We start from the raw sequence: 22949 nt of genomic DNA on the forward strand, positions 1-22949 counted from the left end.
GCACCTTCATGCGGCGACCGCCAGAGCCACCTGCGCCAGCGCGTTGTCGTGGCGCACCCGGCGCTCGTTGCCGCAGCGCCGGGTCAGGCCGATGCGGTCGAAGTGCTCGAGGATCTGCACGCAGCGCTTGCGGCCGATGCCCAGGCGATCGCGGAAGTCGACCACCCGGATCACGCCCAGCCGCGCCTCCAGCTGCACGACCAGGCGCGCCAGTTGCTGCAGGGTCTCCAGCGGATAGAACAGATCCTTGACCACCTGCTGCACCAGACCGAGGCGTGCCAGCTTGCGCAGCAGCAGGCGCATGGTGCCCTCCTCCACCGCCAGCGCGGCGGCCAGCTCGCGCACCCAGGGCGGGTCGAAGCCGCCTTCCAAGAGCAGCGGCCAGGCCCGGGCACGCAGTGCCTCGTCGGCCGCGGCGAGCTGCACGCGATGCTCCGGCAGATGCAGCCAGGGGCCGCTGGCCTGCAGCGCACCGCGCGCCAGCGCCTGCTCCAGCAGGGCGACGAACAGCGGCCGCTCCAGTTCGGCGAAGGCAAAGCGGCGCAGGCGGTCGCGATCCGGGCCGAGCTCGTCGGGCTGCCCGGCGTGGAAGCGCGCCAGCGCCGCCACCAGGCGCGCGTCGAGCGCCTGCCAGTGGTCGCGCGGCAGCAGGCGCGGCCCGCCGCGGGTGGCGATTTCCAGCACCTCCCCCGGCACCCGCCAGAGCGCGCGCGGGCGGTTGAACTGGCGCTCCAACAATCCGGGATCGAGACCGTTGGCCGCCTCGGCCAGCAGGATCGGCAGCGCCTGCTCCAGGCCGCCGTCACGCAGCGCGGCGAGCTGGGCGAGGCGCGCCGGCGTACGCCGCGCCCGCGCCGGGGCGAAGGGATCGAGCACCCGGCCGCCGCCCAGGGTGCGCTGCGCCGACTGGTCGCGCAGCACCAGGGCGTCGCCGTGCACCGCGTGCAGCGGCGCGTTGAGCACCAGCTGGGCGAGCGCCCGCGCCCCCGGCGCCAGGCTGTCGCCTTCGAGCAGGGCGACGCGACCGGTGACGTCGGCGGCGCCGAGGTGCACGTGCACCGGCGTCCAGTGTTTCAGCTCGCGCTCAGCGGGCAGCAGACGCAGGTCGATATCGATGCGCGTAGTCGGCGCGTGCAGCGCCTCGGCCAGCAGCCAGTCGCCGCGACGAATCAGCTCCACCGCCAGGCGTTCGCCGACGAGATTCAGCGCCACCCGCTGACCGGCGCAGGCCTCGAGCGCCTCGCGGTTCTGCGCATGCAGACCGCGCACCCGCACGCGCCGACCGGACGGGCTGAGCAGCAGCTCGTCGCCGACCGTCACCTGGCCGGCCAGCGCCGTGCCGGTGACCACCACGCCGGCGCCGGCGACACTGAAGACGCGGTCGATGGCCAGGCGGAAATGGCCGTCGGCGGCACGCGCCGCCAGCGTGCGCGCCTTGGCGGAGAGCGCCGCGCGCAGTTCGTCGATGCCCGCCCCGCTGAGGCTGGAAACAGGAAACAGCGGCGCGTCGGCATAGGGACCGGCGGCCAGCAGGCCGCGCACCTGCTCAGCCACCTCGGCCAGGCGCGCCGGCTCGACGCGGTCGCTCTTGGTCAGCGCCACCAGGGCGCGGGGAATGCCAAGCAGCTCGACGATGGCCAGGTGCTCGCGGGTCTGCGGCATCACGCCGTCGTCGGCAGCCACCGCCAGCAGCACGCAGTCGATGCCGCCGGCGCCGGCCAGCATGTTGTGCACGAAGCGCTCGTGACCGGGCACGTCGATAAAACCGGTGAGGTTGCCGTCGCCGAGGTCGGCGTAGGCGTAGCCGAGATCGATGGTGATACCGCGCTCGCGCTCCTCGCGGCGGCGGTCGCCGGCCACTCCGGTCAGTGCGCGCAGCAGCGCGGTCTTGCCGTGATCGATATGCCCGGCGGTGCCGACGATCATGGCGCCGCTCCGGCCAGCGGGGTCAACTCGACCAACTGGGCGACGAAGGCCGGCTCGTCGTCGAGCTGACGCAGGTCGAGCCACAGGGCGTCGTCGTCGAGGCGGCCGATCACCGGCAGCGGCAGCAGGCGCAGCGCCTCCTCCAGCTGGCGCAGGGCGCGGCCGCGCAAGCGCCGAGGCTGCAGCGGACGCAGGCACAACGCGGCGCTGGGCAGGCGCGCCACCGGCAGGGCGCCGCTGCCGATCATGCCCAGCGCGTCGGCGACGCTCACCTGCCAATTCGCCCCCAGCACCGCACGCAGCGCCGGCGCCAGACGTTCGGCCTGGGCGCGGATCGCCGCCTGCGGACGGCTGAGCAGGCGCAGGGTCGGCAGGCGCTCGGCGAGGCGCTCGGGGTCGCGGTACAGGCCGAGCACCGCCTCCAGCGCGGCGAGCGTCAGCTTGTCGACGCGCAGGGCGCGCTTGAGCGGGTGCTTCTTGATCTTCGCGATCAGCTCGCGACGGCCGACGATGATCCCCGCCTGCGGGCCGCCGAGCAGCTTGTCGCCGCTGAAGGTGACGATGTCGGCGCCGGCGGCCAGCGCCTGCTGCACGGTCGGCTCGGCCGGCAGGCCCCAGCGGGTCAGATCGACCAGGGTGCCGCTGCCCAGGTCCTCGAGCAGCGGCAGGCCGTGGCCGTGGGCGATGGCCGCCAGCTCGTCGGTGGCCACGCTGGAGGTGAAGCCCTGCACGCAGTAGTTGCTGGTGTGCACGCGCATCAGGAGGCCAGTGCGCGGGCCGATGGCGCTCTCGTAGTCGCTCGGGTGGGTGCGGTTGGTGGTGCCGACCTCGACCAGCTTGACCCCGGCGCGGGCCATGATGTCGGGAATGCGGAAGGCGCCGCCGATCTCGATCAGCTCGCCGCGCGAGATGATGCCTTCCCTGCGCGCGCCGAGCGCGGCCAGCGCCAGCAGTACGGCGGCGGCGTTGTTGTTGACCACGGTGACCGCCTCGGCGCCGGTCAGCTCGCGCAGCAGTCCCTCGACCAGATCGTCGCGGTCGCCGCGCCGGCCGCTGGCCAGGTCGTACTCGAGGTTGAGCGGATGGCGCGCGGCCTCGATCACCGCGTCGATGGCTTCCTGCGGCAGCAGGGCGCGGCCGAGGTTGGTGTGCAGCACGGTGCCGGTGAGGTTGAACACCCGACGTACGCGGCTGCGGTGGCCGGCGGCCAGGCGCTCGCCGGCGCGCCCGGCGAGCACCGCCTCGGACAGTTCGATGGCCGCCAGTTGGCCGTGAAGGGCCGGCTCGCGCAGCTCGTCGAGCAGGCCGCGCAGGGTGGCGAGCAGCGCCTGGCGCCCGTAGCGGCGCTCGAGGGGCGCCACCGCCGGGCTGCGCAGCAGGCGGTCGACCGAGGGCAGACGCAGGGTGGTCATCCGTCGCCTCCCGGCGCCAGCAGCAGGTTGGGCGCCTGGCGTCGGTAGCCCTCGCCATCGAGCAGCAGGTCGAGATCGAGGCTGGCGAGATCGGCGGACAACGTTTCGCCGCCCGGCTCCAGCTCAAGATAAAGTTGCTTGAGGTAGTGGCGGCACTCCGGGCAGGCCTCGGCGCGCACGCCGTGCGGCGAGTGCTGCAGATGCAGGTAGTCGAGCTTTCTGGTGCTCCGGCAGTGGCTGCACTTGAGGCGCACGTAGTGCCATTCGCAGGCGCACAGCGAGCAGACCAGGTAGCGCAGGCCGTTGCGCGCCCCCTGGCCGTGGATCACCCCGGCCATCGGCAGGGCGCCGCAGGCCGGGCAGGTCTGCTGGTCCTCCACCTCGGCGAAGGCACGGGGATCCAGGTTCAGCAGCCAATGGCTCCAGGCCAGTTGCAGCGCGGCGCCGACGAAGGGCGCCACGGCCGCCGGCACGCTGGCGTATCGGCCGTCGAGCAGCGCCCCGCCCCAGGCCTTGCGCTGCGCGGCGGCGGCCGCGCGCACGCGCTCGAGGGCGTGGGCGAGAGCCGGATTGGCCGGCGCAGGCGGCGCGAACGCGGCCAGCCAGGCGTCGAGCATCGGCAGCCAGGCGTCCTCGCGCACCAGGGCGTCGCCGGCCAGCGGCGGCATGTCGTGAGCGATGGCTTGGGCACAACGCTCGGGGTCGGGAAATGGCAGGGCGGGCGGCGCCTCCAGCACCTGCTGCTGGGCACGGCACACGGCGGCGAGCAGCTGCAGGTAGTCGCCCAGCGCGTGCCCCTCGGCGAGCTGGGCAAGACGCGCTGCGCGCAGCGCGAACAGGTTGCGCGGCGGTAGCTGGAGGAAGGGGGGCTTGCTGGCGGCGGCGGCGATCTGGCCGCGCTCGAGAATGGTGCCTGACACGCAGGACTCCTTCTGGGCTTGTTGTCCTTACTGGGCCTGAACTGAAGCCTAGACGCTGGCGTCGCGATTGCACGGGCCGGATGCGCAGGACCGCGTGCCGGGCCAGGCGGCGCGGTTGTCCCCCCTGCCCAGCGGGCGATGGGGTTGCGCCGCGAGGACGCGCACGGACTTGCTGTAGGGGCGAATTCATTCGCCAGCCATGGCCACGTCGGCGAATGAATTCGCCCCTACACAGGTCCCACCGGGGACCGGGCTATTTGCGGCCGATCTCCCTGAGCCAGGCGGCGTGATGCTTGCGCGCCCAGGCGCGGCTGACCTTGCCGTAGAGCATCGCGCCCATCGAGCCCTTGATCCAGATGGCGGCGTAGACGTGCACGATGATGCCGAGGATCAGCACGAAGGCGGCCAGCGCATGGGCCACCGCGGCCAGGCGGATCAGGCCGACGCCGAACGCCTCGCCGAAGTACTGGCGCCAGATGACGATGCCGCTGACCAGCAACACCAGCATGCACAGCACCAGCACCCAGAACAGCAGCTTCTGCCCGGCGTTGTAGCGGCCGACCTCCGGCAGCCGGTCCTCGCGGTTGTTGACCACATCGTCCATCTGCTTCAGCCACTGCCGGTCGTAGGCGTTCAGGTGGTTGTAGCGGGCGAAGCGGATGGCCAGAACCAGGAACAGCAGAAACATGGCGAGGCCAAGGAAGGGATGCAGGATGCGCGTCCACACCCCGCCGCCGAACAGACCGGACAGCCAGAACAGCGCCGGATGGAACAGCGCCAGCCCGGACAGCCCGGCGAGCACGAAGAGGATGGCCACGGCCCAGTGGTTGGACCGCTCCGCGGGGGTGTAGCGCTCGATCTCGTTGTTCATCGTCGACTCCCGGGAGAGGCTTGCGCGCTCTTCCCGTGGCAGCGGTCGTAGCCCGCCAACGCGCCGGGCCACCGCCGCATCAGGGTTGCTTGTTCGGATCCACCACATGCACCGACGGATCGACCTGGTGCACCGTCGGCTCGCCGGGGTCCGGCTCCTCGTCCACCCGGTTCGGCCCCACCCGCACGTAGTGGAAGAAGCCGGCCAGCACCGCGGCGCCCATTGCCAGCAGCGCGAGCGGCTTGGTGACGCCCTTCCACAGCTCGACCAGCGGGCTGATCGCCGGCGCCTCGGGCAAACCGGCGTACAGCGAGGGCTGGTCGGCATGGTGCAGCACGTACATCACGTGGGTACCGCCCACGCCGGCCGGGTCGTACAGCCCGGCCTGGGCGAAGCCGCGTTCCTTGAGATCCTCGATGCGTTCGGCGGCGTGCATCTGCATGTCCTGCTTGCTGCCGAACACGATGGCGCCGGTCGGGCAGGTCTTCACGCAGGCCGGCTCCAGCCCCACCGCCACGCGGTCCGAGCACAGCGTGCACTTGTAGGCCTTGTGGTCCTTCTGCGAGAGACGCGGGACGTCGAACGGGCAGCCGCTGATGCAGTAGCCGCAGCCGATGCACTTGTCCTGGTTGAAGTCGACGATGCCGTTGGCGTACTTGACGATGGCGCCCGGGCTCGGACAGGCCTTGAGACAGCCGGGGTCGGCGCAGTGCATGCAGCCGTCCTTGCGGATCAGCCATTCCAGGTTGCCGCTGGCGGGGTTCTCGTACTCGGCGAAACGGATCAGCGTCCAGGAGTCGGCGCCGAGGTCGTTGGGGTTGTCGTAGACGCCGACGTTGTGGCCGACCTCGGCGCGCAGCTCGTTCCATTCCGAGCAGGCCACCTGGCAGGCCTTGCAGCCGATGCACTTGGAGGTGTCGATCAGCTTGGCCACCTCGCCGACCTGGCGCACCTGCGGCATCGGCGTGGTGGTGGCGGAGCGCGCGGTGATGTCCTGGCTGGCCATGTCACACCTTCTCCACGTTGACGAGGAACGACTTGAACTCCGGCGTCTGCGTGTTGCCGTCGCCGACGAAGGGGGTCAGGGTGTTGGTGATGAAGCCGTTCTTGGCCACGCCGCTGAAGCCCCAGTGGATCGGGATGCCGACCTGGTGCACGGTCTTGCCGTCCACCGTCAGCGGCCGCAGGCGCTTGGTCACCACCGCCACCGCCTTGATGAAACCGCGGTTGGAGCTGACCTTGACCCGGTCGCCGGCGGTGATGCCCCGCTCCCTGGCCAGCGCCTCGCCGATCTCGACGAATTGCTCGGGCTGGGTGATGGCGGCCAGCCGGCAGTGCTTGGTCCAGTAGTGGAAGTGCTCGGTCAGCCGGTAGGTGGTGGCCACGAAGGGGAACTCCTCGGCCTTGCCGAACAGCTCCAGGTCGTTCTTGAACACCCTGGCGGCCGGGTTGCTCACCGCCTGGACGTTGCCGTGCAGCGGGTTGCGCCCGATCGGCGTCTCGAACGGCTCGTAGTGCTCGGGGAACGGGCCTTCGGCCATCTTGTCGAGGGCGAAGAAGCGCGCCACTCCCTCGGGGTTCATGATGAACGGGCTCATGCCGTCCTGCGGCGCCGAGTCGGGCTTGAAGTCGGGCACGTCGGTGCCGGCCCAGGCCTTGCCGTTCCACCACACCAGGCGCTTCTTGGCCGGATCCCACGGCTGGCCGGAGGGGTCGGCCGAGGCGCGGTTGTAGAGGATGCGCCGGTTGGCCGGCCAGGCCCAGGCCCAGCCGAGGGTCTGGCCCATGCCGTAGGGATCGGCGTTGTCGCGCCGCGCCATCTGGTTGCCGGCCTGCGTCCAGCTGCCGCTGAAGATCCAGCAGCCGCTGGCGGTCGAGCCGTCGGCGCGCAGCTGGGCGAAGCCGGCCAGCTGCTCGCCGGCCTTGGCCAGCACCGCGCCGCTGGCCGGATCGCTGACGTCGGCCAGGGCCCTGCCGTTGAATTCGCGGGCCAGTTCGTCCGGAGCCGGATCGTCCGGGCGCAGGTAGGGCCAGTCGAGATTGAGGATCGGCTCGGGGAAGGCGCCACCCTCCTTGGCGTACAGCGCGCGCAGGCGATGGAACAGGCCGGCCATGATGGCGATGTCGGTGCGCGCCTCGCCCGGCGGCTCGGCGGCCTTCCAGTGCCATTGCAGCCAGCGCCCGCTGTTGACCAGGGAGCCGTCCTCCTCGGCGAAGCAGGTGGTCGGCAGGCGGAACACCGTGGTCTGGATGGCGGCGGTGTCGACGTCGTTGAACTCGCCGGCGTTGCGCCAGAACTCCGAGGTGTCGGTGGCCAGCGGGTCCATGATCACCAGGTACTTGAGCCGGGCCAGCGCCGCACCGACCTTGGCCTTGTTGGGGAAGGCGGCGATCGGGTTGAAGCCCTGGCAGAAGTAGCCGTTGATCTGCCCCTGGAACATCATGTCGAACACCTTGAGCACGTCGTAGCCGGCGCCGGGCGCGTCGAGCTTGGGCAGCCAGTCGTAGGCCCAGTTGTTCTCCACGGTGGCGCTCTTGCCGTACCAGGCCTTCATCAGGCTGACGTGGAACTTCTCGTAGTTCTGCCAGTAGGACAGCTGCCCCGGACGCAGCGGCTTCTGCGTGCGCTTGGCGATGTAGGCGGCGTAGTCCTGCTCGCCGTCGCCAGGCAGGGTCAGGTAGCCGGGCAGCAGGTTGGACAACAGGCCGAGGTCGGTGAGGCCCTGGATGTTGGAGTGGCCGCGCAGCGCGTTCATGCCGCCGCCGGGCATGCCGATATTGCCGAGCAGCAGCTGCACCATGGCGCCGGTGCGGATCATCTGCGAGCCCACGCTGTGCTGGGTCCAGCCCAACGCGTACATGATGGTCATCACCTTGTCGGGGCGCGAGGTCTCGGCGATGGCCTCCCAGACCTTGAGCATCGTCTCCTGCGGCGTGCCGCAGACGCTGCTGACCAGCTCCGGGGTGTAGCGGCTGTAGTGATTCTTGAGCAGGTTGAACACGCAACGCGGGTGGCTGAGGCTTGGATCGACCACCGCGTAGCCGTCAGCGCCGATCTCGTAGCTCCAGGCGGACTTGTCCGGATAGCTGCGCTTGGCCGCGTCGTAGCCGTTGAACAGGCCGTCCTCGAAGGCGAAGCCTTCCTTCACCACGAAGGACACGTCGGTGTAGTTGCGCACGTACTCGTGCTGGATCTTGTCGTTCGCCAGCAGGTAGTTGATCAGCCCGCCGAGGAAGGCGATGTCCGTGCCGGTGCGGATCGGTGCGTAGAGGTCGGCGACCGAGGCGGAACGGTTGAAGCGCGGGTCGACCACGATCAGGCGCGCCTTGTTGTGCGCCTTCGCTTCGGTCACCCACTTGAAACCGCAGGGGTGGGCTTCGGCGGCATTGCCGCCCATGATCAGCACCAGGTCGGCATTCTGGATGTCGGCCCAGTGATTGGTCATGGCTCCACGGCCGAACGTCGGGGCAAGACCTGCCACCGTCGGGCCGTGTCAGACACGCGCCTGGTTGTCGAACGCCAGCATGCCCAGCGAACGCACCACCTTGTGGGTGATGTAGCCCGCTTCGTTGGAGGAGGCCGAGGCGGCGAGAAAACCCGTGCTCAGCCAGCGGTTGACCGTCTGCCCGTTCGCGTTGTGGGTGACGAAGTTGGCGTCGCGGTCGGCCTTCATCAGCGTGGCGATGCGCCCCAGCGCCTCGTCCCAGCTCACCCGCTTCCACTCGTTGCTGCCGGCCTCGCGCACCTCGGGGTACTTCAGGCGGTTGGGGCTGTGCACGAAGTCGAGCAGGCCGGCGCCCTTCGGGCACAGGGTGCCGCGATTGACCGGGTGGTCGGCATCGCCCTCGATGTGGACGATCTCCTGGACGACGTTCTTGGCGCCGTCGCCCCGGCTGTACATGATCAGGCCGCAGCCGACCGAGCAGTACGGACAGGTGTTGCGCGTCTCGCGGGTATTGGCCAGTTTGAAGTGGCGGATCGTCTCGGCGTAGGCCGGCGGTGGCGCCATGCCCAGCGCCGCGAGGCTCGAGGCGCCAAGACCGACACCGCAGACCTTGAAGAACTGCCGACGGTTCATGTCCATCGTGCTCTCCTTATCAGGCAGGGAACGATCGACCGGCGGACCGGGCGACCGCATCGACTTAACCATAGTCCAGCCGGCCCACGGTGCCAGCCGCAGGCCCGGCGCGACCCGCGATTGCGGCATACTATGCGGCGTTCCCCACCCGACCGGAGTCGCACCATGTCGTCCTTCAGCTGGCTGCTGCTCGCCCTGCCCCTGCTCTCCGGCGCCCTGATGCCGCTGCAGGCCGGCGTCAATGGCCAGCTGGCGCGGCATATCGACAGCGTGCTCACCGCCTCGCTGATCTCCTTCGTGGTCGGCACCCTGGCCCTGCTGTTCATTACCCTGGGCCAGCGCGACATGCCGACCAGCCTCGCGCCCTTCCGCGGCCTGAATTGGTGGCACTGGAGCGGCGGTCTGCTCGGCGTGCTGTTCGTGGTCAGCGCCGCCTTCGCCGGTCCGCGCATCGGCGCCCTGCTGTTCATGGCGCTGGTGCTGGCCGGCCAGATGTGCGCCGCGGTGGTACTCGACCACTACGGCTGGGCCGGCTTTCCGCAGTCCTCGGTGACCGTCGGCAAGGTCGCCGGCCTCGTGCTGATCGGCGCCGGTGTGTGGCTGATCCGTCGCGGCTGATCGCCGCTCTCCGCACTCCCTTCTCCTTTTCGTAGAGAACCCCATGCAGGTTGAAAGCTTCTTCGAATGGCTGGGCAAGGCCGTGGGCGCGCTGATCCGCGTCCTCGTCGAGAGCCTGAGCGGGCTGTTCGGCCTGATCGGCAGCGCCGGCGGGCACTTCCTCGACGGCCTGGCGCAGTCTTTGGGCATGCAGCCCACGCTGCTCGGCCTGATCGCCCTCGTCATCGGCCTGGCGCTGCTGGTCGCCGCCGGGCGCGCCTTCAAGCGCCGCTCCTTCGTCGGCGGGGCGATCTGGCTGCTGCTCGGCCTGTGGCTGCTCAGCTGGCTGATCCAGTGAACGGCCTGCGCGACGCCTGGCGGCACGCGCCGACCCAGCGCCGGGTATGGGCGCTGGCCGCGCCGATGATCCTCTCCAACCTGTCGGTACCGCTGGTGGCGCTGGTCGACACTGCGGTGGTCGGCCACCTGCCGCACGCCCACCAGCTCGGCGCCGCCGCGGTGGGCGGCAGCCTGTATACCCTGCTGGTGTGGACCTTCGGCTTCCTGCGCATGGGCACCACCGGCTTCGCCGCCCAGGCCTGCGGCCGCGGCGACGGCGGGGCGCTGCGCCAGGTGCTCGCCCAGGGCCTGCTGCTGGCCTTGGCCCTGGCGCTGCTGGGCGCCCTGCTGGTGGCGCCGCTGCTGCCGCTGGGCCTCGGCCTGATGCAGCCGGGCGTCGAACTGGGCGCCCTGGCCCATGAATACCTGTATATCCGCCTGTTCGGCCTGCCGGCGGCGCTGGCCAGCTACGCGTTGATCGGCTGGCTGCTCGGCACCCAGAACGCGCGCGCGCCGCTGGCCATGCTGCTCACCACCAACCTGCTCAACGTGGCGCTGGTGGTGGCCTTCGTGCTCGGCCTCGACTGGGGCGTGGCCGGCGCGGCGCGGGCCTCGGTACTCGCCGAATGGAGCGGCGCGCTGCTCGGCCTGTATCTCGCCCGCCGCCGCCTGGGCGAATACGCCGGCCGGGCGGACTGGGCGGCGCTGCGCCGCTGGGCGAGTTGGCAGGCGCTGCTGACCGTCAACCGCGACATCTTCCTGCGCACCCTGGCGCTGCAGAGCGTGTTCCTGCTGATCACCGTGCAGGGCACCCGCCTCGGCGACGCCACGGTGGCGGCCAACGCCCTGCTGCTCAACGGCCTGCTGCTCACCGCCCACGCCCTCGACGGCCTCGCCCACGCGCTGGAGGCGCTGTGCGGCCACGCCATAGGCGCGCGCGACCGCCTGGCGCTGCGCCGCGGCCTGTGGGTGGCCGGCGGCTGGTCGCTGCTCGCCAGCCTGGCCTTCGCCGTGCTGTTCCTGCTCGGCGGAGAATGGTTCGTCGACCTGCAGACCGACATCGCCGAAGTGCGCGCCATCGCCCACGCCCACCTGCCGTTCCTCGCCGCCCTGCCGCTGCTGGCGGTGTGGAGCTACCTGCTCGACGGCCTGTTCATCGGCGCCACGCGGGCGCGGGAGATGCGCGACGCCATGCTGCTGGCCCTGCTCCTCGCCCTGCCACTGGCCTGGCAGCTGCGCGAGCAGGGCAATGCCGGCCTGTGGCTGGCCTTCCTGGCCTTCATGGCGCTGCGCGGCCTGACCTTGGGCGCCAGCGCCTGGCGTATCGCGCGGCGCGGCGACTGGTTCGCTTCGCCATAGAAATCGGCGTGCCGGCGATCCGTGCGCCGGCGCGGGCCATGCTCGCGCGCAGGATCGCTTCTGCCGCACGCCGCGAGCCGGCCGGCGTCATCCGCCCGCCCTGGCGGTCCCCTGCGGCCAGCGCCTCGCGCGGCGGGCAACTGCTAGAATGCGCGCCCACTTCGTCGCCCAGCCCGCCGCCATGCCCAACCCAGCTCCCCTCGCCCCGCCCCGCGTCGCCGTGATCGGCGGCGGCCCCGCCGGCCTGATGGCGGCCGAAGTGCTCGCCGCCGGCAGCGCCCAGGTGGAAGTGTTCGACGCCATGCCTTCGCTGGGCCGCAAGTTCCTGCTCGCCGGGGTCGGCGGCATGAATATCACCCACGCCGAGGCCAAGCCGGCCTTCGTCGCCCGCTACGCCAACCGCGCCGCCGAGATCGGCCGCCTGCTGGAAGACTTCGACGCCGACGCCCTGCGCGCCTGGATCCACGCCCTGGGCATCGACACCTTCGTCGGCAGCTCCGGGCGGGTGTTCCCCACCGACATGAAGGCCGCGCCGCTGCTGCGCGCTTGGCTCCGCCGCCTGCGCGAAGCCGGCGTGATGCTGCATACCCGCGCGCGCTGGCTGGGCTGGGACGAATCCGGCGCACTGCGCATCGCCACCGTCGACGGCGAGCGGCTGCTGAAAACCGACGCGACTGTGCTGGCCCTCGGCGGCGGCAGCTGGGCGCGCCTGGGTTCGGACGGCGCCTGGGTGCCGTTGCTGGAACAGTGCGGCGTGCCTGTGGCGCCGCTACAACCGAGCAACTGCGGCTTCGAGGTAGCCGGCTGGAGCGCGTTCCTGCGCGACAAATTCGCCGGCGCCCCGGTCAAGCCGGTGGCCATCGCCGTGGACGGCCAGGCGCCGCGCCAGGGCGAGTTCGTGATCACCGCCAGCGGCGTGGAAGGCAGCCTGGTCTACGCGCTGTCGGCGGCGATCCGCGAGCGCATCAACCAGGAAGGTCGCGCCGTGATCCACCTCGACCTGCTGCCCAACCGCACCCGCGAGCAGCTCGCCACGGCCCTGCGCAAACCGCGCGGCACGCGCTCCATGGCTCGCCATCTGGCCGGTCTGGGCATCGACGGCGTGCGCGCCGCCCTGCTGCGCGAACTGACCGACGCGGCCACCTTCCAGGACATGGATCGCCTGGCGGTGGCGATCAAGGCGCTGCCGCTCACGCTGGTGCGCGCACGACCGCTCGACGAGGCGATCAGCAGCGCCGGCGGCGTACCCTTCGAAGCGCTGGACGCCAACCTGATGCTGCAGTCGCTGCCGGGCGTGTTCTGCGCCGGCGAGATGCTCGACTGGGAAGCGCCGACCGGCGGCTACCTGCTCACCGCCTGCTTCGCCAGCGGCCGCGCGGCGGGGTTGGGGGTACTGCATTGGCTGGAAGAGCGGCGCTGATTCGTAGGGTGGACAACGGCGTAGCCTTGTCCACCGGCCTGCCTTGGAAGCGGTGGACAATCGCTTCGCGAGTTGTCCCCCTACAAGGCTGCGTTGGCTGGCGCAGCGCTGAAACGTAGGGTGGGTTAGCCGCGCCGCGGCGTAACCCACCAGCGATGCCGCCCGGCATCGCGCCTGCCGGCCTGACGGCCGGTTGGTGGGTTACGGCCTGTGGCCTAACCCACCCTACGCCACCGGGTGGCCGCCATGAAAAACGCCGCCGCCCTTGCGGGCCGGCGGCGTTTTTCACAGCAGGACAAGACCTTAGCGGCGCTTGTCCTTTTTCTTCTTCTCGGCCTTCTTGTGGTGGCTCATCAGGCGGCGCTTCTTGTTCACCTGGCGCTCGGTGAGGGTGTTCTTCTTGCCCTCGTAGGGGTTGTCGCCCCCCTTGAACTCGATGCGGATCGGCGTGCCGACCAGCTTGAGCACACGCCGGTAGGTGTTTTCCAGGTAACGCGAGTAGGCGCGCGGCACGGCGTCCACCTGGTTGCCGTGGATCACCACCAGCGGCGGGTTGGCGCCGCCCAGGTGGGCGTAGCGCAACTTGATGCGTCGACCGTTGACCAGCGGCGGCTGGTGGGTGCTGACCGCGTCCTCGAGGATCTGGGTCAGGTAGCTGGTCGGCCAGCGGGTCACCGCCGAGCGGAACGACTCCTGCACCGACTTGTACAGGTGGCCGACGCCGGTGCCGTGCAGCGCGGAGATGAAGTGGATGTCGGCGAAGTCGACGAACTGCAGGCGGCGCTCCAGCTCGGTCTTCACCCGCTCACGCTCGTGCTGGTCCATGCCGTCCCACTTGTTGAGGGCGATGACCAGCGCGCGGCCGGTTTCCAGCACGAAGCCGAGCAGGTTGAGGTCGTGGTCGACCACGCCCTCGCGGGCATCCATGACGAAGATCACCACGTTGGCGTCCTGGATCGCCTGCAGGGTCTTCACCACCGAGAACTTTTCCACCGCCTCGAAGATCTTGCCGCGGCGGCGCACGCCGGCGGTGTCGATCAGCGTGTACTTGGCCTCGTCGCGCTCGAAGGGGATGTAAATGCTGTCGCGGGTGGTGCCGGCCTGATCGTAGACGATCACCCGCTCCTCGCCGAGCATGCGGTTGACCAGCGTCGACTTGCCGACGTTGGGACGGCCGATGATGGCGATCTTGATCCCGGCGTGCTCGTCGGGGCCGGGGATGCGCTGCTTGCGCTCGCCCTCGGCGCCTTGCTCACCCTCTTCGCCTGCGGCGAACTCGTCCTCCTCGGCCTCGTCCCGCGGGAACTCGCCGAGGGCGGCCTGCAGCAGGGCGTTGACGCCACGGCCATGGGCGGCGGCGACCGGGAAGGCGTCGCCGATGGCCAGCGGGCTGAACTCGGCGCGGGCGATGTCTGGATCGACGGTGTCGACCTTGTTGGCGACCAGGAAGGTGCGCTTGTTGTTCTTGCGCAGGTGCTCGGCGATCATCTGGTCGGCGGCGGTCATCCCGGCGCGCGAGTCGACCATGAACAGCACGGCGTCGGCTTCCTCGATGGCCTGCAGCGACTGCTCGGCCATCTTGGCGTCGATGCCCTCCTCGTCGCCGGAGATGCCCCCGGTGTCGATGACGATGTAGGTGCGGCCCTGCCACTTGGCCTCGCCGTACTTGCGGTCGCGGGTCAGACCGGCGTAGTCGGCGACAATGGCGTCGCGGGACTTGGTCAGGCGGTTGAACAGGGTGGACTTGCCGACGTTGGGCCGTCCCACCAGAGCAATAACGGGAACCATGCGGCTCTCCACTTAATTCGAAAAAACACAACGGCCGCTGCAGTCTAGATGCAGCGGCCGGTATAGGTTACGCACCGCCTCCCGGCGGTGCCTCAGCGAATGGTGTAGGCCACCAGTTTGCCGCTGTTGCCGTAGGCGTACAGCCAGTCGCCGACCACCAGCGGGCGGGCGCGCAGGCCGTCGCTGTCGACGCGCACGCGACCGACGAAGCGGCCGTCCACTTGGCTCAGCAGGTGCAGGTAGCCTTCCAGGTCGCCCACCGCCACGTTGCTGGAGAACACCGCCGGCGTGGTCAACTGGCGACGGGCCAGGGATTCGTTGCTCCACAGCGCCGAAGTCGAGCGTTCGTCGATACCCTCGACGGTGCCGCCGGCCTGGCTGAGGTAGACGTTGCCGAAGCCCAGGGCGACGCCGACGTAGCTGGACGCCTGGCGCTGCCACAGCGGCCGGCCGCTCTGCAGATCGAGCGCGGCCAGCTGGCCCTGGTAGGTCACCACGTAGAGGGTGCCGCCGGACAGCAGCAGGCCACCGTCGATGTCCACCATGCGCTCCAGTTCGGAACGGCCCTGCGGCACGGCGACGCGCTGCTCCCAGACCGGGATGCCGCGCTGGGCGTCGAGGGCGATCACCTTGCCGTTGGACAGGCCGGCCACCACCAGGCGGTTGGTCACCACCGGCGCGCCAGTGCCGCGCAGGGTCAGCACCGCCGGCGTGCTTTCGTAGATCCAGCGGCGCTCGCCGCTGGCGGCGTCGAGGGCGACCAGATGGTCGTCCTGAGTCTGCACCACCACCACGTCGCCGTTGCTGGCCGGCGCGGAGAGCACCTCGCTGCCGACGCGGGCGCGCCACTTGACCTCGCCGTTGACGCTGTCGAGGGCGATCACCTCCCCCTTGAGCGTGCCGACCAGGACCAGGCCGTAGCCGACCCCGACCCCGCCGGACACCGGCTTGTCCAGCTCGGTTTCCCACAGTACGTCACCGCTCTCGCGGTTCATCGCCATCACCAGGCCTTCGACATCGGCGGCGAACAGGGTGTCGCCCTCGGCGCCCAGCTCCAGCTGGTTCCAGCTCTCGCCCTGGCCCTCGCCGATGGAACGGCTCCACTGCTTCTGCAGCTCGACCTCCTCGCTGAACTTGCCGAGTTCGGCCGGCGGCAGCTCCTTGCTGCCCGTGCTGCTGCAGCCGCTGGCGAGCACCGCCGAGGCCAGCATTACCGCATGAATCCAGCGCATCATCAGGCCTCCCCGTCGGCCAAGTCGTCCAGCTTGATCTGCAGCGCACCCAGGCCGCCGTCCTGCGGCATCGCGGCGCGCGCCTTCTCATAGGCGCTGCGTGCCTCGGCCTTGCGGCCCAGCTTGGCCAGCAGGTCGCCACGCAGTTCCTCGCGGCTGGCAACGAAGGCCGCGGCGGCTTCGCCGGCGACCAGGGCCAGCGCCTCCTCGGTCTTGCCCTGGGCGGCGAGCACGCGCGCCAGGCGCTGGCGGGCGACTTCGCCCAGAGGGGCGTCGGCGGGCTTGTCGAGCACCTTGCGCAGCTCGGCGGCAGCGTCGTCGAGACGACCGTTGTCCACCGCCACGCGGGCCAGCAGCAGGCTGGCGTACTGCGCGTAGTGGCTGCCGGCGAAGTCCTTGCCCAACTTGCCGGCCAGTTCGCTGGCCTTGGCGGCATCCACTTCGGCCGGATTGTTGAGGGTGACTTCCACCAGCTGCTGGTAGAGCGCCGAGGCGCCGTAGGCCTGGCTGTTCTGATGGTTCTGCCAGGCCTGCCAGCCGAATACGCCGGCCAGGGCCAACGCGCCACCGGTGAGCAACGGCTTGCCGTTGCGCTGCCACCAATCCCTGATCGCCGCCAGTTCTTCTTCTTCGGTACGCGAGGTCACCGCGGTCACTCCCTAGATCTGTTCAGGTTCAGGCTTGCGCCAGGCAAGCCGCGAGATGCGCGGGCAGCGCATCCCAGGCAATGGTTTGCTGGGCGGCGTCGCCGCGCAGCGGCTTGACGCCGACCACCTGCTGGTTCAACTCGTCCTCGCCGAGGATCAGGGCGAACAGCGCGCCGCTCTTGTCGGCCTTCTTCAGCTGGCTCTTGAAACTGCCGGCGCCAGCGTTGACCACCAGACGCAGACCCGGCACGGCGTCGCGCAGTCGCTCGGAGAGCTGCAACGCGGCCAGCTCGGCGGCGTCGCCGAAGGCGGCCACATAGACGTCGACCTGACGGGCCAGTTCGGCCGGCACCTTGCCGAGGGTCTCGATCAGCAGCACCAGGCGCTCGACGCCCATGGCGAAGCCCACCGCCGGGGTCGGCTTGCCGCCGAGCTGCTCGACCAGGCCGTCGTAGCGGCCGCCGGCGCACACGGTGCCCTGCGAGCCGAGCTGGTCGGTGGTCCACTCGAACACGGTCTTGCCGTAGTAGTCGAGGCCGCGCACCAGCTTGGGATTGAGCACGTAGGGGATGCCGGCGGCATCCAGGCGGGCGGTGAGGCCCGCGAAGTGCACACGGGATTCCTCGCCGAGGTAGTCGGCCAGCTTCGGCGCGTCGACCAGCAGGGCCTGGGTGTCCGGGTTCTTGCTGTCGAGGATGCGCAGCGGGTTGCTGGACAGGCGCCGCTGGCTGTCTTCATCCAGCTGCTCGAAGCGCGCAGAAAGGTACTCGACCAGCGCCTCGCGGTAGCGCGCACGGTCGTCGCTGCTGCCCAGGCTGTTGAGCTCCAGCTGCACCGCGTCGCGGATGCCCAGTACGCCCCACAGGCGCCAGGTCAGCACGATCAGTTCGGCGTCGACGTCCGGGCCGTCGAAGTTGAACAGCTCCACGCCGATCTGGTGGAACTGGCGATAGCGACCCTTCTGCGGGCGCTCGTGGCGGAACATCGGGCCGATGTACCACAGCTTCTGCGGCTGGCCGCCGCCGATCAGGCCGTGTTCCTGCACCGCGCGCACGCAGGAGGCGGTGCCTTCCGGGCGCAGGGTCAGCGAGTCGCCGTTGCGGTCGTCGAAGGTGTACATCTCCTTCTCGACGATGTCGGTGACCTCGCCGATCGAGCGCTTGAACAGATCGGTGAACTCGACGATCGGCATGCGGATCTGCCGGTAGCCGTAGCCGTCGAGCAGGCCGGCGACGCTGTTCTCGAGATAGCGCCAGAGCGGGGTCTGCTCCGGCAGGATGTCGTTCATGCCACGGATGGCCTGGATGTTCTTGCTCACGCGGATTCCTTAACTGCGGGCGATCAGGCTGGCGTCGGCCGCAGCCTTCTCCGCCGCCTTCTGGCGGATCAGCTTCTCCAGCTCGTCCACCAGGTTGTCGTTGTTCAGCTTGTGCGCCGGCTTGCCGTCGATGTAGACCAGGTTGGGCGTGCCGCCGGTGAGGCCGACGTGGGCCTCCTTGGCCTCGCCCGGGCCGTTGACCACGCAGCCGATCACCGCGACGTCGAGCGGCACCAGCAAGTCCTCGACGCGGCTCTCCAGCTCGTTCATGGTCTTCACCACGTCGAAGTTCTGCCGCGAGCAGCTCGGGCAGGCGATGAAGTTGATGCCGCGCGAGCGCAGGCGCAGCGACTTCAAGATGTCGAAGCCGACCTTGATCTCCTCGACCGGATCGGCGGCCAGCGATACGCGGATGGTGTCGCCGATGCCTTCGGCGAGCAGCATGCCCAGACCAACCGCCGACTTCACGGTGCCGGAACGCAGGCCGCCGGCCTCGGTTATCCCTAAGTGCAGCGGCTGCTCGATCTGCCCGGCGAGCAGGCGGTAGGCGCCGACCGCCATGAACACGTCGGAAGCCTTGACGCTGACCTTGAAGTCCTGGAAATCCAGCTTGTCGAGGAAGTCGACGTGACGCAGGGCGGACTCCACCAGCGCCTCGGGGGTCGGCTCGCCGTACTTCTTCTGCAGGTCCTTTTCCAGCGAGCCGGCGTTGACGCCGATGCGGATCGGGATGCCCTTGTCGCGGGCGGCGTCGACCACCGCCCTCACCCGATCTTCCCGGCCGATATTGCCCGGGTTGATGCGCAGGCAGTCGACGCCCAGCTCGGCGACGCGCAGGGCGATCTTGTAGTCGAAGTGGATGTCGGCGACCAGCGGCACCCGGGCCTGCTGCTTGATCCGGCCAAAGGCCTCGGCGGCATCCATGTCCGGCACCGAAACGCGCACGATATCGGCGCCGGCGTCTTCCAGGCGGCGGATCTGCGCCACGGTGGCGGCCACGTCGCAGGTGTCGGTGTTGGTCATGCTCTGCACGGAAATCGGCGCATCGCCGCCGACCAGTACGGAACCGACGCGGATCTGCCGCGACTTGCGGCGCGAAATCGGGGAATGGCAGTGCATCTTACTGGCCCAGATTGACGCGGGCGGTGCCGCTGGCAGTCATGTTCTTGCGGTGCTCGACCACTGCGCCGTTGTAACTCACCTGCGCGACCCGGGCGTTGCCCAGGCGCAGTTCGAGCGGCGCCTTGCCGGCGATCTGCAGGGTCTCGCCGGCATGCTTGACGGTGCTGGTGAGCACACGACCGTTGGCATCGGTAACCTGGACCCAGCAGTCGGCGGTGAAGCTCACCTGGACCAGCCCCTCTCCTTCGCGGACGGCCGGAGCCGGCTCGCTCGGCGCGACAGCGGGTGCGGCCTCCGCTGCCGGCGCTGCGGGCGCCACCGCTGCTACCGGGGTCGCCGGTTCAGCGGGCGCGACGTTCGGCAGCGCGGCACTCGGGGTTGGCACCACCGCGGTGGCGGCCGGCGGCAGAGCGCTACCCGGCAGCGGCACGGCGACTGAGGTTGCCGGCGCAGCGGCGACCGGGGCGGCTTCGGCGCTCGGTGCGACAGCCTGGCCGTCCGCCTGAGGCTGGCCCGCCTCGGCCGGAGCGAGCTCGAGCGGAGCCTGCTCGCCGCCCTGCAGGGCTTCGGCCACCGCCTGGTCTTCCGGCTCGTCCAGCGGATGCACCTCGGTGGTGCCGTCGGCGCTTTCCACCTCGATGTGCTTGAGGCCGAACGCGCCAAGGTCGGCCAGACGCTCCGGACGCTCCTGCCACCAGAAGTAGCCGAGCAGCAACAGCAGGAGCAGCAACACGGCGCTGACCAGACGCAGCACGGTGCGCGACAGGCGCAGCGGCTCGGGAATGCGGCCGAGGCTCTGCACGGTACTGCCGGTGGCGTCGGTGCCGGTACAGCGATCGAAGGCCTCGACCAGCGCCAGCTGGTCCAGACCGAGCAGCTTGGCGTAGGCACGCACGTAGCCGCGGGCGAAGGTATGACCCGGCAGGCGCTCGAACTCGCCGGCCTCCAGTTGGGCCAGCGACTGCGGGCTCAGGTTGAGCTGGCCGGCCACCTCGGCCACCTGCCAGCCCTTCTTCTCCCGCGCCAGGCGCAGGGTTTCACCCGGATTGCCACGCGGTTGCGCGGCGACGGCTTCGCTGTGCGACATGCTCATTTTTGCTCCGCGAGGTATTGCTGGTATTCAGCCGTGCCGGGGTACAGGCGCTGCAGCTGCATACCGTAGTTGGCGGCCCGGTCGCGATCCTGGAAGACCTTGGCCAGGCGCACGCCGAGCAGCAGACTGCGGGCGTCCTGCGGCCCCTTCAGGGCCAGGAAGCGCTCGTAGTAGCCGCGCGCCGGCACGTACTGTCGGTCCTCGAAGGACAGCTGGGCCATTTCCAGCAGGGCGCGCGGACGGTTGCGGTCCAGGCGCAGCGCCTTGTCGAAATGTTCCATGGCCTGCTGGCGCTGGTTCATCCGCAGCGAGGTCAGGGCGAGGTTCTCGAACACGCGTGGGCGCTCGACGTAGAGGTTGTCTTCGGCGGCCTGCTGGAAGCGCTGGTAGGCCTCGGCGTAGCGCTGCTGCTCGAACAGGAAGCTGCCGTAGTTATTGAGGATGCGCGCGTCGTTCGGACGGGAGGACAGCGCCTGACGGTAGTGCTCGTCGGCCAGCTTGGGCTCTTTCTCGGCCTGGAACACCAGGGCCAGGGCCGCATGGGCGTCGGCATCGGAACCGTTGATTTCCAGGGCCTTCTTCAAGGGTACCTTGGCCTGGCTGGGGCTGCCCTTCTGCAGGTAGCCGATGCCGAGCTGGACGTAGGCGTCACGCGCCGCCTTGCGCCCCTCCTCGGTCTTCATCGGATCCTGCGGGCCGGTGGATACACAGCCGCCCAGCAGGGCGCCCAGCAACAGGATCGTGGTGGTTCGCAACAGCATGCACAGACTCCCTCGTCAGTTTCCAGATGCGGTCGAACGGGGCTGGTCGCCTTCGCTGTCCAACTGGCGCACGGCAATGTAGCGCTCGCTGCGACGCGTACGGTCCATCACCTGACCGACCAGCTGCCCGCAGGCGGCGTCGATGTCCTCGCCGCGCGTGGTGCGCACGGTGACATTGTGCCCGGCGTGGTGCAGCAGATCCTGGAAGCGGCGAATGGCGTTGTTGCTGGGCCGTTCGTAACCGGAGTGGGGGAACGGATTAAACGGAATCAAATTGATCTTGCAAGGAAAATTCTTGAGGAGTGCGATCATCTGCGCAGCATGCTCGGGCTGATCGTTCACATCCTTGAGCAGGGTGTATTCCACGGTGAGCACGCGCTTCTCGCCCAGCCCTGCGATATAGCGCTTGCAGGCGTCGAGCACCACGGCCAGCGGATACTTGCGGTTGATCGGCACCAGCTGGTTGCGCAGCTCGTCGTTGGGCGCGTGCAACGACAGCGCCAGGGACACGTCGATCACCTTGGCCAGCTCGTCGATCATCGGCGCCACGCCCGAGGTAGACAGGGTCACCTTGCGCTTGGAGATGCCGTAGCCGAGGTCGTCCATCATGATGTTCATGGCGGCGACCACGTTGTCGAAATTCAGCAGCGGCTCGCCCATGCCCATCATCACCACGTTGGTGATGGCGCGGTCGATCTTGGCCGGTACGGTGCCGAAGGATTTGTTGGCGATCCACACTTGGCCGATGATCTCCGCCGAGGTCAGGTCGCTGTTGAAGCCCTGCTTGCCGGTCGAGCAGAAGCTGCAGTCCAGCGAGCAGCCGGCCTGCGAGGACACGCACAGGGTGCCGCGGCCGCCCTGCGGGATGTACACGGTCTCGACGCAGCTGCCGGACGCCACGCGCACCACCCACTTGCGGGTGCCGTCGCTGGAGATGTCCTGGCTGACGATCTCGGGACCGCGGATCTCGGCACAGGCCTTGAGCTTTTCGCGCAGGGCCTTGCCGAGATTGGTCATGGCGTCGAAGTCTTCGGCGCCAAAGTGGTGAATCCATTTCATCACCTGGCCGGCCCGGAAGCGCTTCTCGCCGATGGCCTCGAAGAACTGTTCCAGTTGCGGCTGGGTCAGGCCCAGCAGGTTCACTTTGCCGGTGGTCTCGGTCATGGATTCACCCTCACCGCTGCCCGCTTAGCGGATGCGGTTGCACAGCTCGGTAGCGGAGAAGAAGTAGGCGATCTCGCGGGCAGCGGAAGCCTCGGAGTCGGAACCGTGCACGGCGTTCTCGTCGATGGACACGGCGAAGTCGGCGCGGATGGTGCCGGCAGCGGCTTCCTTCGGGTTGGTGGCGCCCATCAGTTCGCGGTTCTTCAGGACGGCGTCTTCGCCTTCCAGAACCTGGACGATGACCGGACCGGAGGTCATGAAGGCCACCAGGTCCTTGAAGAAGCCACGCTCGCTGTGCTCGGCGTAGAAGCCGGCGGCTTCGCGCTCGGACAGCTGGACCATCTTGGAAGCGACGACGCGCAGGCCGGCCTTCTCGAAGCGGGTGGTGATTTCGCCGATCACGTTCTTGGCAACGGCGTCGGGCTTGATGATGGAGAAGGTGCGTTGCAGGGCCATGGAAAAACTCCGGTGGGCAGGGTTGAAAGTTAACCCCTTGCACGGCGCCTCCGGCGATCGGCGGCACTGCACAAGGGGTCCGATAAATTGAACCGGCGGATTATACGCGGGTTCGCGGGAAATGCGTACCGCCGCACAGGGCGGTCGTCGTCGGGGCTTCGCCGGAGAAGCCGGCGGGACAGGCTCCTACGCGTAACGACGCAAGGTGGGGCGCGCGGGCGATGGCCCCGCGCGCTGCGGGCTCAGTCGAGCTCTTCGATCCAGGCGCTCTGGATGGCTTCCAACACCTTCTCGCCACCGCGCTGCGGGTCATCGGCGAACTCGGGCAGCGCCATCACCCAGGTGTGCAGGTCGACGAAGTTGACGTAGCGCGGATCGACCTCCGGCTTGCTCTCGGCCAGCTGGATGGCGATCTCCAGCACATCGGTCCATTTCAGGCTCATGG

Annotated in this window: 20 protein-coding genes; 4 read left to right on the forward strand and 16 right to left on the reverse strand. The window is 69.5% G+C overall.

The window, feature by feature from the left end; translation table 11 throughout:
* Positions 1-6: 6 nt before the first annotated feature.
* From selB to fdnG, 6 genes are all read right to left on the reverse strand, one after another.
* A complete protein-coding gene (gene selB, locus LMJ29_RS06195; protein WP_229604639.1) occupies positions 7-1926 on the reverse strand; it encodes a selenocysteine-specific translation elongation factor in 1920 nt (639 codons plus the stop codon).
* Positions 1923-3338, reverse strand: a complete 1416-nt coding sequence (gene selA, locus LMJ29_RS06200) for an L-seryl-tRNA(Sec) selenium transferase (RefSeq protein WP_229604640.1) — start codon at positions 3336-3338, stop codon at positions 1923-1925. The genes selB and selA overlap by 4 nt, the downstream gene beginning before the upstream one ends.
* On the reverse strand, positions 3335-4258 hold the full coding sequence (gene fdhE / locus LMJ29_RS06205; protein ID WP_229604641.1) for a formate dehydrogenase accessory protein FdhE: 924 nt from the start codon (positions 4256-4258) through the stop codon (positions 3335-3337). The genes selA and fdhE overlap by 4 nt, the downstream gene beginning before the upstream one ends.
* Positions 4259-4511: 253 nt before the next feature.
* Complete coding sequence (locus tag LMJ29_RS06210) at positions 4512-5129, reverse strand: formate dehydrogenase subunit gamma (protein WP_229604642.1); 618 nt, start codon at positions 5127-5129, stop codon at positions 4512-4514.
* Between the two features lie 79 nt (positions 5130-5208).
* Positions 5209-6135, reverse strand: coding sequence for a formate dehydrogenase subunit beta (gene fdxH, locus LMJ29_RS06215; RefSeq protein WP_229604643.1), 927 nt, complete (start codon positions 6133-6135; stop codon positions 5209-5211).
* A gap of 1 nt (position 6136) precedes the next feature.
* A complete protein-coding gene (fdnG, locus tag LMJ29_RS06220; RefSeq protein WP_229604644.1) occupies positions 6137-9214 on the reverse strand; it encodes a formate dehydrogenase-N subunit alpha in 3078 nt (1025 codons plus the stop codon).
* Positions 9215-9373: 159 nt separating this feature from the next.
* Between fdnG and LMJ29_RS06225 the strand changes: the two genes are divergently transcribed.
* From LMJ29_RS06225 to LMJ29_RS06240, 4 genes are all read left to right on the forward strand, one after another.
* The gene (locus tag LMJ29_RS06225; protein ID WP_229604645.1) at positions 9374-9826 is read left to right on the forward strand and encodes a DMT family transporter; all 453 of its coding nucleotides are present in this window, start codon (positions 9374-9376) and stop codon (positions 9824-9826) included.
* Between the two features lie 43 nt (positions 9827-9869).
* Positions 9870-10163: a hypothetical protein gene (locus LMJ29_RS06230; RefSeq protein ID WP_229604646.1), complete on the forward strand. Its 294-nt coding sequence runs from the start codon at positions 9870-9872 to the stop codon at positions 10161-10163.
* Positions 10160-11503 carry an MATE family efflux transporter gene (locus LMJ29_RS06235; RefSeq protein ID WP_229604647.1) on the forward strand — a complete coding sequence of 448 codons (1344 nt, stop codon included), beginning with the start codon at positions 10160-10162 and terminating at the stop codon, positions 11501-11503. Before LMJ29_RS06230 ends, LMJ29_RS06235 begins: the two co-directional genes overlap by 4 nt.
* 148 nt (positions 11504-11651) lie before the next feature.
* Positions 11652-12923: a TIGR03862 family flavoprotein gene (locus tag LMJ29_RS06240; protein ID WP_377656403.1), complete on the forward strand. Its 1272-nt coding sequence runs from the start codon at positions 11652-11654 to the stop codon at positions 12921-12923.
* Between the two features lie 303 nt (positions 12924-13226).
* On the opposite strand, the gene der is transcribed toward LMJ29_RS06240, so the two are convergent.
* The 10 genes from der to iscX all read right to left on the reverse strand — a co-directional run bounded on the left by der (position 13227) and on the right by iscX (position 22947).
* A complete protein-coding gene (der, locus tag LMJ29_RS06245; protein WP_229604648.1) occupies positions 13227-14711 on the reverse strand; it encodes a ribosome biogenesis GTPase Der in 1485 nt (494 codons plus the stop codon).
* A gap of 92 nt (positions 14712-14803) precedes the next feature.
* Complete coding sequence (gene bamB / locus LMJ29_RS06250) at positions 14804-15946, reverse strand: outer membrane protein assembly factor BamB (protein WP_229604649.1); 1143 nt, start codon at positions 15944-15946, stop codon at positions 14804-14806.
* Complete coding sequence (locus LMJ29_RS06255; RefSeq protein ID WP_229604650.1) at positions 15946-16590, reverse strand: YfgM family protein; 645 nt, start codon at positions 16588-16590, stop codon at positions 15946-15948. Before LMJ29_RS06255 ends, bamB begins: the two co-directional genes overlap by 1 nt.
* 28 nt (positions 16591-16618) lie before the next feature.
* Entirely contained in the window at positions 16619-17908 is a 1290-nt protein-coding gene (hisS, locus tag LMJ29_RS06260; RefSeq protein WP_229604651.1) for a histidine--tRNA ligase, read from the reverse strand.
* A 9-nt stretch (positions 17909-17917) separates the two neighbouring features.
* On the reverse strand, positions 17918-19027 hold the full coding sequence (ispG, locus tag LMJ29_RS06265) for a flavodoxin-dependent (E)-4-hydroxy-3-methylbut-2-enyl-diphosphate synthase (RefSeq protein ID WP_229604652.1): 1110 nt from the start codon (positions 19025-19027) through the stop codon (positions 17918-17920).
* Position 19028: 1 nt separating this feature from the next.
* On the reverse strand, positions 19029-20123 hold the full coding sequence (locus LMJ29_RS06270; protein WP_229604653.1) for a RodZ domain-containing protein: 1095 nt from the start codon (positions 20121-20123) through the stop codon (positions 19029-19031).
* Positions 20120-20884, reverse strand: coding sequence for a type IV pilus biogenesis/stability protein PilW (gene pilW, locus LMJ29_RS06275; protein ID WP_229604654.1), 765 nt, complete (start codon positions 20882-20884; stop codon positions 20120-20122). The genes LMJ29_RS06270 and pilW overlap by 4 nt, the downstream gene beginning before the upstream one ends.
* Positions 20885-20899: 15 nt before the next feature.
* Positions 20900-22048, reverse strand: a complete 1149-nt coding sequence (rlmN, locus tag LMJ29_RS06280; RefSeq protein ID WP_229604655.1) for a 23S rRNA (adenine(2503)-C(2))-methyltransferase RlmN — start codon at positions 22046-22048, stop codon at positions 20900-20902.
* Between the two features lie 24 nt (positions 22049-22072).
* On the reverse strand, positions 22073-22504 hold the full coding sequence (ndk, locus tag LMJ29_RS06285; RefSeq protein WP_090211713.1) for a nucleoside-diphosphate kinase: 432 nt from the start codon (positions 22502-22504) through the stop codon (positions 22073-22075).
* Between the two features lie 242 nt (positions 22505-22746).
* Positions 22747-22947 (reverse strand): Fe-S cluster assembly protein IscX, encoded by a 201-nt coding sequence (iscX, locus tag LMJ29_RS06290; protein ID WP_229604656.1) that lies wholly within the window; start codon positions 22945-22947, stop codon positions 22747-22749.
* Positions 22948-22949 lie beyond the last annotated feature (2 nt).

It is taken from the genome of Pseudomonas oryzagri (assembly GCF_020831405.1).
In the GTDB taxonomy this organism is placed as follows: Bacteria; Pseudomonadota; Gammaproteobacteria; order Pseudomonadales; family Pseudomonadaceae; genus Geopseudomonas; species Geopseudomonas oryzagri.

Excerpts from the sequence above, each read along its gene's own strand:
- selB (WP_229604639.1), bottom strand. The coding sequence starts at position 1,926 with ATGATCGTCGGCACCGCCGGGCATATCGATCACGGCAAGACCGCGCTG.
- selA (WP_229604640.1), bottom strand. The coding sequence starts at position 3,338 with ATGACCACCCTGCGTCTGCCCTCGGTCGACCGCCTGCTGCGCAGCCCG.
- LMJ29_RS06210 (WP_229604642.1), bottom strand. The coding sequence starts at position 5,129 with ATGAACAACGAGATCGAGCGCTACACCCCCGCGGAGCGGTCCAACCAC.
- fdxH (WP_229604643.1), bottom strand. The coding sequence starts at position 6,135 with ATGGCCAGCCAGGACATCACCGCGCGCTCCGCCACCACCACGCCGATG.
- LMJ29_RS06225 (WP_229604645.1), top strand. The coding sequence starts at position 9,374 with ATGTCGTCCTTCAGCTGGCTGCTGCTCGCCCTGCCCCTGCTCTCCGGC.
- LMJ29_RS06230 (WP_229604646.1), top strand. The coding sequence starts at position 9,870 with ATGCAGGTTGAAAGCTTCTTCGAATGGCTGGGCAAGGCCGTGGGCGCG.
- LMJ29_RS06240 (WP_377656403.1), top strand. The coding sequence starts at position 11,652 with ATGCGCGCCCACTTCGTCGCCCAGCCCGCCGCCATGCCCAACCCAGCT.
- der (WP_229604648.1), bottom strand. The coding sequence starts at position 14,711 with ATGGTTCCCGTTATTGCTCTGGTGGGACGGCCCAACGTCGGCAAGTCC.
- bamB (WP_229604649.1), bottom strand. The coding sequence starts at position 15,946 with ATGATGCGCTGGATTCATGCGGTAATGCTGGCCTCGGCGGTGCTCGCC.
- ispG (WP_229604652.1), bottom strand. The coding sequence starts at position 19,027 with ATGCACTGCCATTCCCCGATTTCGCGCCGCAAGTCGCGGCAGATCCGC.
- LMJ29_RS06270 (WP_229604653.1), bottom strand. The coding sequence starts at position 20,123 with ATGAGCATGTCGCACAGCGAAGCCGTCGCCGCGCAACCGCGTGGCAAT.
- pilW (WP_229604654.1), bottom strand. The coding sequence starts at position 20,884 with ATGCTGTTGCGAACCACCACGATCCTGTTGCTGGGCGCCCTGCTGGGC.
- rlmN (WP_229604655.1), bottom strand. The coding sequence starts at position 22,048 with ATGACCGAGACCACCGGCAAAGTGAACCTGCTGGGCCTGACCCAGCCG.
- ndk (WP_090211713.1), bottom strand. The coding sequence starts at position 22,504 with ATGGCCCTGCAACGCACCTTCTCCATCATCAAGCCCGACGCCGTTGCC.
- iscX (WP_229604656.1), bottom strand. The coding sequence starts at position 22,947 with ATGAGCCTGAAATGGACCGATGTGCTGGAGATCGCCATCCAGCTGGCC.